This window comes from Stenotrophomonas sp. Y-13 (assembly GCF_046267925.1).
In the GTDB taxonomy this organism is placed as follows: domain Bacteria; phylum Pseudomonadota; class Gammaproteobacteria; order Xanthomonadales; family Xanthomonadaceae; genus Stenotrophomonas; species Stenotrophomonas acidaminiphila_A.
This window is the reverse complement of record NZ_CP176501.1, coordinates 44,250-57,500: the sequence shown is the minus strand read 5'-3', so window position 1 is coordinate 57,500 and position 13,251 is coordinate 44,250. Positions and strand designations below refer to the sequence as shown.

Here is a 13,251-nt window from a genome sequence, read left to right as displayed (position 1 = left end):
GACTCGGCAAGGTCGCCCGCCGCCACGGTCCTCTGGCAGCGCTGCGGCAGGGGTCGCGGTGCTGGCGTCCCTCCTATGCATGTGGGGCCATGCTTGCGGCGCGGCCGGGGGGCCGGCCGCGCCGCTGGGCCACAATGGGGGTCTTTCCTTCCCTGCACCGCACGATGGCCGATTCCACACCGCGCTCGCTGTTACGTGATCTTTCGCTCCCGGCGGTGGTGGCCGGCTTCATCACGGTCCTGGTGGGCTTCGCCAGTTCGGCGGTGATCGTGTTCCAGGCGGCGCAGGCGGTCGGCGCCGGGCAGGCGGAGATCGCCTCGTGGATGTGGGCGCTGGGCATCGGCATGGGCGTGACCTGCATCGGCCTGTCGCTGCGCTACCGCATGCCGGTGGTGACGGCCTGGTCCACGCCCGGCGCGGCGATGCTGGTGGTCGGCGCCGCGGGGCTGCCGCTGTCCGACGCGATCGGCGCGTTCGTACTGGCCGCGTTGATGGGCACGCTGGCCGGCTTCTCCGGCGTATTCGAGAAAGCGATGCGGCGCATCCCGGTGTCGCTGGCCTCGGGCATGCTGGCCGGCGTGCTGCTGCGCTTCGGGCTGGACGTGTTCGTCTCGGTGGGCACCCAGCCGTTGCTGGTCCTGGCGATGTTCGCCACCTACCTGGGCGGACGCCGGCTGGCGCCGCGCTACGCGGTGATCGCCACCCTGCTGGTGGGCGTGGCCATCGCCGGCAGCCAGGGGTTGATGCACATGGACCAGGTGCAGCTGCAGTGGGCGCGGCCGCTGTTCACGATGCCGACGCTGTCGTGGGCGGCGGTGTTCGGCATCGCGTTGCCGCTGTTCATCGTCACCATGGCCTCGCAGAACGTCCCCGGCGTGGCGGTGTTGAAGGCTTCCGGCTACGACGCGCCGATATCGCCGGTGGTGGGCTGGATCGGCGTGGTCAATACGCTGCTGGCGCCATTCGGCGGGTACGCACTGAACCTGGCCGCGATCACCGCGGCGATCTGCATGGGCCGCGACGTGCACGAGGACCGGGCGCGGCGCTACCCGGCGGCGGTGAGCGCGGGCGTGTTCTATATCGTGATCGGGCTGTTCGGGGCGACGGTGGCGGCAGTGTTCGCCGCCTTCCCCAGGGAGCTGGTCGCCACCCTGGCCGGCATTGCGCTGCTCGGGACCATCGGCAACAGCCTGGCGGTGGCGCTGAAGGATGAGGGCGAGCGCGAACCGGCGCTGGTGACGTTCCTGGTGACGGCCTCGGGGCTGTCGATGGCCGGGATCGGGTCGGCGTTCTGGGGGCTGGTGGCGGGGGTGGTCGCGTTGCTGGTGTTGCGGCGGCCGGCGCGCTGACGTTCCGGCCCTCTCGCCCACCCCTCTCCGGCGGAGAGGGGCTTCAAAGGCAAGGGCGTTACAGCGGCCGGACCTCGAATACCTGTTTCAGCGTGTGGCGGCCGCCCGGCGCCAGTTCGATCACGTCCGGGCCGACGTTGCCGGCTTCGACGCACACGTAGTTGCGCCAGCCGGCGCCGATGTCGTCCATCTTCGCGGCGGCCGCTTCACCGGCGTTCCAGACAACGGCGGAACGGCTGCCTTGGGTGGTGATGTCGATGCTGCGGCCGAAACCCGGGTCGCGCAGCACGTAGTGACCGCGCGCCTGGGTGTAGATGCGGTCGCTGCGGCCGGGATCGCGCGGGTCGCGCAGGTTCCAGTCGCCCTGCTGGACATGGGCGTTGCCGCCGTCGAGCTTGTCCAGGTAGGTCAGGCCATCCAGCCCGGCGACGTCGACCTTGAGCGCATCGCTGACGTTGAAGTAGTTGTGCAGCGCCTGGGTGAAGACCGCCGGCTGGCTGCCGGTGTTCTCGGTGATGAGTTCCTGTTCCAGCGTGCGGCCGATGCGCAGGTTCATGGTCAGGCGCAGCGCCAGGCCTTCCAGCGCCGGCGGCGCCAGGGTCAGCAGCACGGTGCCGTCGGCCTCGCGCCGGGCTTCGCGCAGTTCCCATGGCACGGTGCGCACGAAACCGTGCGAGGGCACGTCGCTGCCCTGGCCCTGCCTGGCGAAATACGGCCAGCACACCGGGCTGCCGCCACGGATAGGCGTGGGCGGCTGCTTCGCGGCAGGCGAGAGCCACAGGACGTCGCGGCCGCCCGCGGGCACGAACGACAGCAGCTGGCCGCCGAATACGCTGATCGCCGCGGTGGAGAACGGGGTTTCCACCTTCCAGGCGGTGAAGCCGTTGAAATCGCCTGTGGCCAGGCCCTGCACATCCTTCATCGGAACCTTGCTCCGTACGATTGCTGAGTGGACGAACCGCGAATGGTCGGCGGGCAGCCGGAACACGGTGGGGGTTGCCTGCGTGGCCTCGCGCAACGCCTGCAGGATGCGGCTGCCGGCACGGCCATCGGCATCCTGCCAGCCCAACCGCTGTTGTTCGAGGCGGATCGCACGGCGGGTGGCGTCGCCGACCATGCCGTCGGCGCTGCCGATGTCGTGGCCACGCGCGAGCAGCAGGCCCTGCAGTTCACGGCGCTCGGCGCGGCCCAGGCCGGGGTCATCGGTGGGCCAGGCGGCCAGCAGTCCCGTGCCGCCGCGCAGGCGGTCGGCCAGGGTGGCGATGGCCAGTGCGTAGCTCTCGGCCGCGTTGTAGGAATAGATCGCGTCGTAGTTGCGGAACACCAGCAGCGCCGGCCCCGCGCTGCCCGCCGGCAGCAGCAGCGCGGCGGGGCTGTCGTCGGCTATTGCGGTGGCCTGCAATGCGCCCCCGTCGACCCCGGTGATGCCCAGCGCGCGCCATGCCGCCAGCGGCCTGCGCTTGCCGCGCCCGGCCACGCTGGCGTCGAAACCGGCGGGAATGCGTACTTCGATGCCCCAGGGCTGGCCGCTGCGCCACCCCGACTGCTTGAGGTAGTTGGCGGTGGAGGCCAGCGCATCGGGGATGCTGGCGACCAGGTCACGGCGGCCATCGCCGTCGCCGTCGACCGCGATGCGCGCGTAGGTGGATGGCATGAACTGGGTCTGCCCGAAGGCGCCGGCCCAGGAGCCGGTGAGGCCATCGGCGACCAGGTCGCCCTGGTCGATCAGCCGGAGCAGCGCCAGCAGTTCGCTGCGGAAGAACGCCTGGCGGCGCCCGTTGCAGGACAGGGTCGCCAGCGACTGCAGCAGCGGGCGCTTGCCGGCAACCCGGCCGTAGTCGCTCTCCACGCCCCATACCGCGACCACGGTGGCCGGATCGACGCCGTACCCGGTGGCGATCCGCTCCAGCAATGCGCGATGCGTGTCGAGCATGGCGCGGCCGTCGGCCACGCGCTGTGCATCCACCAGCGCGGCGAGGTAGTCCCAGATCGGGGTGGTGAATTCGGGCTGGGCATCAAGCAGCGCCAGCACGCCCAGGTCCGGCGTGACTTCGGCGAACAGCGCGTCGAAGCGTTCGCCGGCCATGCCCTGGACCTGCGCCGCGGCACGCAGGCCCGCGCCGCAGCTGCCGAAGTCGGCGATGGCGGCATGCGCCTGCGGCGCCACGGCAAGCACGGCGGCCAGGCCCAGTGCCGGCAATCCCCGCAACGATTTCATGCAACGGCTCCCTGCCAGCGCGGAACGGACCCCGATGATAAGAGGCACCGCGCCTGCCGTGGGGTTCAGGCCGGCCGCAGCAGGCGCAGGCCGAACATGCGCGCGGGCGCGTCCCAGGCCGCGGCCACCCGCAGTCCGGCCGCCGCGGCCATCGCCGCGAACTGCGCGTCGTCGTACTTGTGGCTGTATTCCACGTGCATGGCTTCGTCGCGCGCAAAAGCGAAGGCCTGCCCGGCCACGTGCACCACCTGCGCGCGGCGGCTGACCAGCGAGGTTTCGATGCGGCGCCATGGCACCACATAGCGCGCGCGATGGGCGAAGCCGGCCAGGTCGAAGTCGCTGCCGATCTCGCGGTTCAGCCGCACCAGCAGGTTGAGGGTGAAGTCGGCGGTGACCCCGGCGGCATCGTTGTAGGCGGCCTCGATGAGCGCGGGGTCCTTGTCCAGGTCGATGCCGATCAATGCCAGCCCATCCGGCCCCATCGCCTGGCGCATGCCATGCAGGATCGACACCGCCGCCGCTTCGGTGAAATTGCCCAGGGTCGAGCCGGGGAAGAACAGCAGCGTGCGCCGCGCCGCGCGGCGTGGGGGCGGCAGCGCGGGCAGCGCGGTGAAGTCGGCGCAGACCGGCAGCATCTCGATGGCGGGAAAGTCCACCGCCAGCGCGCGGACGCTGTCCAGCAGCGCGGTGCGCGAGATCTCCACCGGGGTATAGGCCACCACGTCTTCCAGTGCCTGCAGCAGCAGCCAGGTCTTGCGGCCGCTGCCGCTGCCGTACTCCACCACCCGCACCCGCGGCCCCGCATGCGCGGCGATCTGCGGCAGTACCCGCGGCAGCAGGTCCAGCTCGGCCCGGGTGAGGTAGTACTCCGGCTGCCGGGTGATGCACTCGAACAGCGCCGAGCCGCGCGCATCGTAGAAATACTTGGAGGGCAGCGCGCGCGGCCGCGCCGACAGCCCGGCGAGCACGTCGGCGGTGATGGTGGCCCGGTCGGGACGGTGGTCCAGCAACCCCTCCAGCAACGGATCGGCACTGCCCATTTCAGAGGTCCCTGGCCAGGCGCAGGCCGGCGAACTGCCAGCGTGCCGACGGCGGGAAGAAGTTGCGGTAACTGGCACGCACGTGTCCGGCCGGCGTGGCGCAGCTGCCGCCGCGCAGCACGAACTGGCCGCACATGAACTTGCCGTTGTACTCACCCGCACTGCCGGGCAGCGCGCGGAAGCCGGGATAGGCGGCATACGCGCTGCCGGTCCATTCCCAGACATCACCGAACAGCTGCCGCGGCATGCCGGGTTCAATGGCCGCGGCGGCAGCCGGGTGCAGCAGGCCGGCGTCGGCGAAGTTGCCGGCCAGCGGCGCCGCCGCAGCCGCGGATTCCCACTCGAATTCGGTGGGCAGGCGCGCGCCGGCCCAGCGCGCGCAGGCGTCGGCTTCGAACCAGCTGAGGTGGCAGACCGGCGCATCCGGATCCAGCGCGCGCCAGCCGCCCAGGGTGTATTCGCGCTCCAGCGCCGGGTCCCAGTACAGCGGGCGGCACCATCGCCCGGCCTGCAGCTGCGCCCAGCCGTCGCTCATCCACAGCAGCGGGTCGCGGTAGCCGCCGTCGTCGATGAAGGCGCGGTATTCGGCGTTGCTCAGCGGACGGTCGGCCAGCGCGTGCGCCGGCACCAGCACGCGGTGCCGCGGCGACTCGTGGTCGTAGGCGAAGGCGGCGCGCGCCGGCCAGGCGGGGGCGCCGATCTCGACGAGGCGTTCGGGGCGTTCGATCCACAGCGCGGGCCCGCCTGCCGGCGCGGCGCGCGGCGCCGGCAGGTCGTCGCGGTAGGCCGGCTGCAGCGGGTTGCTCCACAGTGCGTGCTTGATGTCGGTCAGCAGCAGCTCCTGGTGCTGCTGCTCGTGTTGCAGGCCCAGCAACAGCAGCCGTTGCGCCTGGTCATCCAGGCTGCCGGCGCGCAGGCACTGGCCGATGCGCTCGTCGACCCGGGCGCGGTACGCCAGCACCTGCGCCAGCGCCGGCCGCGACAGCAGCCCGCGTTGCGCGCGTGCATGCGCCGGGCCCACGCTCTGGTAGTAGCTGTTGAACAGGACCTGCCACTGCGGGTGCAGCGGCTGGTAACCGGGCTGGCGGGCGAGCACGAACTGCTCGAAGAACCAGCTGGTGTGCGCCAGGTGCCATTTGGCGGGGCTGGCGTCGGCCATGCTCTGCACCATGGCGTCCTCGGCCGACAGCGGCGCGGCCAGGTCCAGGCTGGCCTGGCGCACGGCGCGGTAGCGCTCGGCCAGCGTGGGCGGCGTTGTCGCAACGCTGGACGCCTTCAGCAATGCGGCACTGGAAATCTGCATGCCCCCGAGCTTAGCGATGCCCGGTTAGCGCGGCGTCATCGGCGCCGGGCGGGGTTCAGGCAAGCGCGTCCAGGTAATACCAGCGGCCGTCCTGGCGCACGAAGCGGCTGTGTTCCTGCAGGCGCACGGCACTGCAGCCGCCGATGCGGTAGCGGGCGACGAACTCCACCTCGGCGGTGTCGGTGCCGGTGACCCGGTGCCGCTTCACGTCCAGGCCCAGCCATTGCGTGCGCTGGCCCGGCGCATCCTCCAGCGACAGCACCTGCGGCCGCGTATCGGCATGCCAGGTGGCCAGCAGGTAGTCGCGGTTTCCGCTGACGTAGGCGCAGTAGCGCGAACGCATCAGCGCCTCGGCATCCGGCGCGGGCTCGCCGGCATGCCAGCGCGCGCAGCAGTGGCCGTGGGGGCGGCCGGAGCCGCAGGGACAAGGGGAGCTCGGGGTGATCGGCATGCGCGTATTTTCCCTCCCCGCCAGCGCCGCGGCCAGCCGGCACCGGCGTATGCTGTCGCGCCCCCCGTTCAGGTCCGACCATGCTGGAACTCCTGCCTGCCGAGCTGCCCTGGCTGCTCGCCATCGCCTTCATCGCCGGGCTGGTGGACGCCGCGGTCGGTGGCGGCGGGTTGATCCAGCTGCCGGGCCTGTTCACGGTGCTGCCACAGCACACGCCGGCCGCACTGCTGGGCACCAACAAGTTCAGCTCGGTGTTCGGCACCGGTGCGGCGACCTGGCGCTACGCACGTTCGGTGCGGTTCCCGTGGCGGCCGGTGCTGCTGGCCGCGGCGACCGCGTTCGTGTTCGCCTTCCTCGGCGCCACCGCGGTCAGCCTGCTGGCCAAGGACGCGGTGCGCCCGCTGGTGCTGGCGCTGCTGATCGTGATGCTCGGCTACACGCTGGCGAAGAAGGACTTCGGCGCCCTGCACCGCCCGCGCGAGGTCGGCCGCCGCGAACTGGGCATCGCGCTGGCGATGGGCGCGGTGATCGGCTTTTACGACGGCTTTTTCGGTCCGGGCACCGGCAGTTTCCTGATCTTCCTGTTCATCCGCTTCTTCGGCCTGGATTTCCTGCGTGCGTCGGCCGCCTCCAAGGTGGTCAACCTGGCCACCAACGTGGCCGCGCTGTCGTTCTTCGTGCCCAGCGGCAATGTGCTGCTGGCCTTCGCGGTGCCGATGGCGGCGGCCAACGTCGCCGGTTCGGTGACCGGCACCCGGCTGGCGCTGCGCGGTGGCACGCCGCTGATCCGCAAACTGTTCCTGCTGCTGGTGGTGGTGCTGATCGCGCGCATGGCGTGGGACACGTTCGCCGGCTGAACGCAGCAGAACGGCCGGACCGCAGCCGACGCCACCACCACGGGCGGATGTGGATGATGGGGTGATGGCGGCCCTCCCCGGCCGCCCGGAGACCCCCCATGCAACTGGATTTTTCCGGCAAGGTCGCGCTGGTCACCGGCGCCGCCTCGGGCATCGGCGAGGCCGTCGCCCGGCAGCTGGCCGCCGGCGGCGCGCAGGTCGTCGTCGCCGACCTCCACCGCGACGCCGCCGAGCGGGTGGCCGCGAGCATCGGCGCCCGTGCCCGTGCGCGCCAGCTGGACATCAGCGACGCCGACGCGGTGCGGCAACTGGTGGACGCCACCGTGGCCGAGTACGGCGGGCTGCACCTGGCGGTCAACAACGCCGGCATCGGCGGCGCCAGCCAGGCCACCGCCGACTACCCGCTGGAGGAATGGCACCGCGTGCTGGGAGTGAATCTGCACGGGGTGTTCTATTCGATGAAGTACGAGATCGCCGCGATGCTGGCCGGCGGCGGCGGGGCGATCGTCAACATGGCCTCGATCCTGGGCAGCAACGGCTGGGCCGGTTCCACCGCCTACGTGGCGGCCAAGCATGCGCTGGTGGGCATGACCAAGACCGCGGCGCTGGAGTACTCGGCGCGCGGGCTGCGCATCAACGCGGTCGGCCCCGGGTTCATCGACACGCCGCTGCTGGCCGGCATGGACCGCGCGGCCTACGACGGCCTGGTCGCGCTACACCCCGCCGGGCGCCTGGGCAAGGCCGAGGAGGTGGCGGCGCTGACCTGCTTCCTGCTTTCCGAGCAGGCGTCGTTCATCAGCGGCAGCTACCACCTGGTCGACGGCGGCTACTCGGCGCGCTGAGCCGCCGCGGCCGGTGGTGGCCGCATGCGCGGGGCCCGGCGGTTGCCGTCCGTCGGGTCCAACGGCGTCTTCACTTGTCCGCTCCTAACGAATTGCTTACATATCGCCCACGCCCGTCATGGTGGCGGGCGAGGTAGTCCGGCAATCCAAGGAGCTTCCCGATGACGTCGTTATCGCTGCATCCGCACCGCCTGACCAGAGCCATACAGCTTTCCCTGTTGTGCCTGTTGCCTGCCGTCGCCACCGCACAGGAAGCCACCAGCGCCCGCACCCTGGACACGATCCAGGTCACCGGCACCCGCATCAAGAAGGCCGAACTGGAAACCCAGGTGCCGGTGCAGGTGCTCACCCGCGAGACCATCAACCGTACCGGCTACACCTCGGTGGCGGACGTGGTGCAGCACCTCACCGCCAGCGGCGCCTCGTTGAGTACCAAGCTCAATTCCAGCGGCAACTTCGGCTTCCCGCCCGATGGCGGCGGCGTCGGTGCCGGCGCGGCGACGGTGGACCTGCGCCATCTCGGCCCCAAGCGCGTGCTGGTGCTGGTGGACGGCATCCGCTGGGTCAATGAATCCTCCGGCTCGGGCGTGGGCGCGTCGGTGGACCTGAACACGATTCCGCTGGCGCTGGTCGAGCGCATCGAAGTGCTGGAGGACGGCGCCTCGTCGATCTACGGTTCCGATGCCATCGCCGGCGTGGTCAACATCATCACCCGCAAGAATGTCGACGGCGGCCACGTCGAGGTCCAGTACGGCGACTACAACCTCAAGGGCGGCGGCACCACCGGCGTGGACTTCAGCTTCGGCGGCAGCGGCGACCGCGCGCAGTGGGTGGTCGGCGCGTCGTACTTCAAGCAGAAGGAAATCTCCTCGGCCGAGTACCTGTGGGCACGCGAGCCGGTGCCGGGCACCGGGCTGGCCAACGGCAGCTCGGCCACGCCGCAGGGCCGGCTGGTGTTCGCCGACCCGGGCGGCAATACCTACAGCATCACCTCCAACACGGGCGTTACCAGCCCGCGCTTCGATCCCACCCAGACCGGGTGCGTGCGCACCGACGACTATCACTGCTTCGCGACGCCGGACCGCTTCAACTTCGCGCCGTACAACCTGCTGCTGACCCCGAACGAGCGCAAATCGGTGTTCGGCCAGGTGCGCTTCGACTTCACCCCGGCGGTCAGCGGCTGGTTCCGCGGCCTGTACAGCGAGCGCACGTCGGCCAACCAGGCGGCGCCGGAGCCGATCTTCCTGGGCACCGATGCCGGCGTGTACAACGAATGGGCCGAGACCCGGCTGGTGATTCCCGCCAACCAGCGCTACAACCCGTTCGGCTTCGACCTGACCACCATCGGCCCGGACGCCAACCTGTTCCTGATCGGGCGCCGCCCGGTCGAAGGCGGGCCGCGCCGCTACGAGCAGGACGTCAAGACCTGGTACGCCGCCGGTGGGCTGGACGGCAGCTTCGAGGTCAACGGCCGGCCGTGGAGCTGGGACATCAACGCCATGTCCAGCCAGAGCAAGGCCACCCAGACCAACACCGGCAGCTACAACATCAAGCACATCAACCAGGCGCTGGGCGACCCGGCGGCGTGCGCGGCCATCGCCGGCTGCGTGCCGCTGAACATCTTCGGCGGCCCCGGCACCATCACCGCGGACATGCTGGCGTGGATCTCGCCGGTGGTGCGCGACCGCAGCAAGAACACCCTGAGCCAGGCCTCGGCCAACATCACCGGCGAACTGGCCGACCTGTGGGCCGGGCCGCTGTCCTTCGCCGCCGGTGCCGAATGGCGCCGCTACAAGGGCGAGTACTACCCCGACCCGATCACCGTGGCCGGTGAATACAACGGCGTGCCGTCGGGCGTCACCATCGGCAGCTATTCGGTGAAGGAAGCCTATGCCGAATTCGACGTGCCGCTGGCGCGCGGCGGCTTCTGGGGCAAGAGCGTGGACCTGAGCGTGGCCGGCCGTTATTCGGACTATTCCACCTTCGGCGGCACCGGCACCGGCAAGATCGGGCTGCGCTGGCAGCCGGCCGATGAACTGCTGCTGCGCATGTCCTTCGCGCAGGGCTTCCGCGCACCGTCCATCGGCGAGTTGTACGGCACCCTGAGCCGCTTCGACGCCACCCTGGTGGACCCGTGCAACAACGCCGCGTCCACCACCCCCAAGTGCGTGGCCGATGGCGTGCCGCCCGGTTACGAGCAGGTCAACCCGCAGATCTCGGTGGTCACCTCCGGCAACCGCGACCTGCAGCCGGAGAAGAGCCGTTCGTTCATGGCCGGCGCAGTGTGGAGCCCGGGCTGGGCCGAGGACAGCGGCTGGGCCAGCAAGCTGGACCTAGGCGTGACCTTCTACCGCCACACCATCGACGGCGCGATCCAGGCACCGGACGCACAGGCGATCCTCAACCGCTGCATCGACAGCCGCGACGCGGTGGCCTGCGCCAGCTACACCCGCAACGAACGCGGGCAGATCGTGCGTTTCGAGGACATCCTCGCCAACCTGGGCACGATCAACACCAGCGGCTGGGACTTCAGCGCGCACTGGCTGCTGCCGGAAACCGGCTGGGGGCAGCTGGGCCTGGACTGGAAGGCCACCTGGGTCACCCGCTACGAGCTGGTCAACGAGTCCGGGCAGGCCGAACCCAAGCGTCCCGGGGTGGAGGTCAACGACAGCTCGATCCCGGAATGGACCTCCAACCTGACCGCCAACTGGGACTACCGCAACTGGAACGCGAGCTGGTCGCTGCGCTACGTCGACCGCCTGCGCGAAAGCTGCGCCGGCGCCAACGGCTTCCCGATCTGCACCGACAGCGCGGCCGACCTGCACTGGCTGGGTGCCACCACCCTGCACGATGCGCAGGTCAGCTGGCGCACCGATGCGTGGATGAAGGGGCTGAAGATCACCGTGGGCGTCAACAACGTGTTCGACAAGAACCCGCCGATCTGCCTGAGCTGCACGCTCAACGGCTACGACCCGGGCACGTACGACCTGCCCGGCCGCTACAGCTACGCCCGGCTCAGCCTGGATTTCTGAGCCGCGGCACCGGCAACGCCGACAGGACGACAAAGGGAGCCGCCAGGCTCCCTTTGTCTTTTGCTGCTCTGCTCCGCTCCGTGACGGCCGCCGCTTACCGGCGGTGCTGGTGCGCCGCGTCCAGCTGGGCCAGCCGGCGCGCGGTGGCGTCATGCACGTCCAGCAGGTCGGCGCGGATTTCCCACAGACCGGCCAGCAGCAGCAATGCCAGCCAGGGCCAATGGCGGCGGAACAACGCGCGCATCGTCATCGCAACCTCCTGTCGTCAACGCATCCATCGTGAAACGCAGCCCCGGAGCCGCGCAACGCGGCTCCGGGCGGCCCCCGGCCCTAGCGCAGCAGCGCGCCGGCCAGCCCCATCAGCACCAGCAGCGTCACCGGCAGCATCGACAATACGAAGCCCAGCCCGCGGCTGGACGGGGCGCTCACGTAGGCGCGCCAATAGATGAAACGGCCGACCAGGTACACCGCGCCGATGCCGGCGACCCAGGCGGCCGGCCAGAAGCGCGCGGCGACGAACAGTGCCGGCAGCAACGCGACCAGCAGCTCCAGGGTGTTCATCTGCACCCGGTAGGCGCGCTCGAAGCCCTCGTGGCCACTGACCGCCGGCGCCTTGACCCCGTAGCGGCCGCGCGCGCGCCCGACCATCGCGCCGAAGAACAGGTACTGGGCCACTGCCAGCAATGCCACCAACTCTACGTAATGCATGGTTTCTCCGGGATGTTCGCGGGAATGCGGGGCGCGGGCTCCGCGCCTGCCGGTCGCCTGGCGCGCGGCTCAGCGCCGCGCGTGGCCCACTTCGATGAAGCGCAGGAACTCGGCGCGGGTGCGGGCATCGTCGTGGAAGCTGCCGCGCATGCGCGAGGTGACCATGCTGACGCCGCGCTTGTGGATGCCGCGGGTGGTCATGCACTCGTGCGAGCCCTCCACCACCACGCCCACGCCCAGCGGCTGCAGCACGTCCTGGATGACGTCGGCGATCTGCGCGGTCATCTTTTCCTGCACCTGGAAGCGGCGTGCATAGGCCTCGACCACGCGCGCCAGCTTGGAGATGCCTACCACGCGGCCGTTGGGCACGTAGCCCACGTGCACGCGGCCGATGATCGGCGCCATGTGGTGCTCGCAGTGGCTTTCGTACTCGATGTCGCGCAGCACGATCATCTCGTCGTAGCCGGCCACTTCCTCGAAGGTACGCGCCAGGTATTCACGCGGATCGTCCTGGTAGCCCTTGAACCAGTCGCCATAGGCCTCGGCCACCCGTCGCGGGGTGTCCAGCAGGCCCTCGCGGGCGGGGTCTTCGCCGGCCCAGCGCAGCAGGGTGCGCACGGCCTCCTCGGCCTGGGCCTGGGTGACGGACGGGTTGTTGGAGTCGGCCATGGGTGACGGCGCCTGGATTGCGGGGGTGGACATGCTACCAGCCGGGTGCCGCCGGGGCATCGCGGGCGGCGCCCGGAAACGACGAAGGCGCCCGCGGGCGCCTTCGTCCTCGGCGTCGACGCGCTGCGGTTACTGGCCGAGCACGCCCTTCACGTAGGCCACGATCTCCGCGTCCTGCGCGCTGTCGAAGAACGCCTGCTGGAAGCGCGCGCCGCCCACGGCCTGCTTCACCAGCGCCGGGTCGATCGACTTCAGGCCGGCGATGAAGTCCTTCGAGGCGCCCTGCTTGACCTGCGCCAGGATGCCGGCGTTGGTCATCTGCGACTCCCGGCGCTCGGCCGGGTAGCCCTGGCCACGCTCGCCGGCGAAGGCCTTCTCGAAGATGTAGCGGATGTTGATCTCCGCGCCCCAGCCGTAGCCCTTGGCGAACGGCAGCGACAGCGCGTTGCCGTTGTTGACCTGGGCGAACAGGAAGGCATCGGTCGGCTCGATGCAGTAGCCGCAGTACACGCCCGGCCAGGCGTTGAGCGACATCAGCGCGCCCTGCCCGGTGCCGCAGCCGGCGACCACGAAGTCCACGGCCCGGGCGTTGAGCAGCAGCGCGGCGCAGATGCCCAGGTGGATATAGGTCAGGCGGTGGTCGTTGTCGCCGTCCATGCCGACGTTGAACACCTGGTGGCCCTGCGCGGCGGCCACGGTCTGGAGCTGTTCCAGCACCACCGGGTTCTTGGCGGCCTGGCTGAACTCCTGCATCAAGGCGATCTTCATTGCGTCACTCTCTG

12 protein-coding genes are annotated in these 13,251 nt (G+C 70.5%); 4 read left to right on the top strand and 8 right to left on the bottom strand.

All coding sequences use genetic code 11. The features are described 5' to 3' along the window. The first annotated feature begins 164 nt into the window (after positions 1-164). Positions 165-1,349, top strand: a complete 1,185-nt coding sequence (locus ACJ7VY_RS00240; RefSeq protein ID WP_104937628.1) for a benzoate/H(+) symporter BenE family transporter — start codon at positions 165-167, stop codon at positions 1,347-1,349. Between the two features lie 58 nt (positions 1,350-1,407). Here ACJ7VY_RS00240 and ACJ7VY_RS00235 read toward each other — a convergent pair whose 3' ends face one another. The 4 genes from ACJ7VY_RS00235 to ACJ7VY_RS00220 form a co-directional block, all read right to left on the bottom strand. Next, positions 1,408-3,567 (bottom strand): lytic murein transglycosylase, encoded by a 2,160-nt coding sequence (locus ACJ7VY_RS00235; RefSeq protein WP_409476104.1) that lies wholly within the window; start codon positions 3,565-3,567, stop codon positions 1,408-1,410. Positions 3,568-3,632: 65 nt separating this feature from the next. Beyond that, positions 3,633-4,607, bottom strand: coding sequence for an L-histidine N(alpha)-methyltransferase (gene egtD, locus ACJ7VY_RS00230; protein WP_409476103.1), 975 nt, complete (start codon positions 4,605-4,607; stop codon positions 3,633-3,635). Between the two features lies 1 nt (position 4,608). Continuing rightward, entirely contained in the window at positions 4,609-5,910 is a 1,302-nt protein-coding gene (egtB, locus tag ACJ7VY_RS00225) for an ergothioneine biosynthesis protein EgtB (RefSeq protein WP_409476102.1), read from the bottom strand. A 55-nt stretch (positions 5,911-5,965) separates the two neighbouring features. Beyond that, positions 5,966-6,361 (bottom strand): YchJ family protein, encoded by a 396-nt coding sequence (locus ACJ7VY_RS00220; RefSeq protein WP_240212980.1) that lies wholly within the window; start codon positions 6,359-6,361, stop codon positions 5,966-5,968. Between the two features lie 80 nt (positions 6,362-6,441). Here ACJ7VY_RS00220 and ACJ7VY_RS00215 point away from each other — a divergent pair, with 80 nt between their 5' ends. The 3 genes from ACJ7VY_RS00215 (at position 6,442) to ACJ7VY_RS00205 (ending at position 11,092) form a co-directional block, all read left to right on the top strand. After that, on the top strand, positions 6,442-7,218 hold the full coding sequence (locus tag ACJ7VY_RS00215) for a sulfite exporter TauE/SafE family protein (protein WP_104937623.1): 777 nt from the start codon (positions 6,442-6,444) through the stop codon (positions 7,216-7,218). A gap of 98 nt (positions 7,219-7,316) precedes the next feature. After that, positions 7,317-8,060: an SDR family NAD(P)-dependent oxidoreductase gene (locus ACJ7VY_RS00210; protein WP_409476101.1), complete on the top strand. Its 744-nt coding sequence runs from the start codon at positions 7,317-7,319 to the stop codon at positions 8,058-8,060. Positions 8,061-8,221: 161 nt separating this feature from the next. Continuing rightward, a complete protein-coding gene (locus tag ACJ7VY_RS00205; RefSeq protein WP_409476100.1) occupies positions 8,222-11,092 on the top strand; it encodes a TonB-dependent receptor in 2,871 nt (956 codons plus the stop codon). A gap of 94 nt (positions 11,093-11,186) precedes the next feature. On the opposite strand, the gene ACJ7VY_RS00200 is transcribed toward ACJ7VY_RS00205, so the two are convergent. The 4 genes from ACJ7VY_RS00200 to ACJ7VY_RS00185 all read right to left on the bottom strand — a co-directional run bounded on the left by ACJ7VY_RS00200 (position 11,187) and on the right by ACJ7VY_RS00185 (position 13,237). Continuing rightward, positions 11,187-11,342: a hypothetical protein gene (locus tag ACJ7VY_RS00200; RefSeq protein ID WP_158681773.1), complete on the bottom strand. Its 156-nt coding sequence runs from the start codon at positions 11,340-11,342 to the stop codon at positions 11,187-11,189. Positions 11,343-11,422: 80 nt separating this feature from the next. Further along, the gene (locus ACJ7VY_RS00195; RefSeq protein ID WP_104937620.1) at positions 11,423-11,800 is read right to left on the bottom strand and encodes an MAPEG family protein; all 378 of its coding nucleotides are present in this window, start codon (positions 11,798-11,800) and stop codon (positions 11,423-11,425) included. 69 nt (positions 11,801-11,869) lie between these two features. Continuing rightward, positions 11,870-12,469 (bottom strand): GTP cyclohydrolase I FolE, encoded by a 600-nt coding sequence (folE, locus tag ACJ7VY_RS00190; protein WP_054661311.1) that lies wholly within the window; start codon positions 12,467-12,469, stop codon positions 11,870-11,872. A 129-nt stretch (positions 12,470-12,598) separates the two neighbouring features. Then, positions 12,599-13,237 (bottom strand): RpiB/LacA/LacB family sugar-phosphate isomerase, encoded by a 639-nt coding sequence (locus ACJ7VY_RS00185; RefSeq protein WP_313247948.1) that lies wholly within the window; start codon positions 13,235-13,237, stop codon positions 12,599-12,601. Between the last annotated feature and the right edge of the window lie 14 nt (positions 13,238-13,251).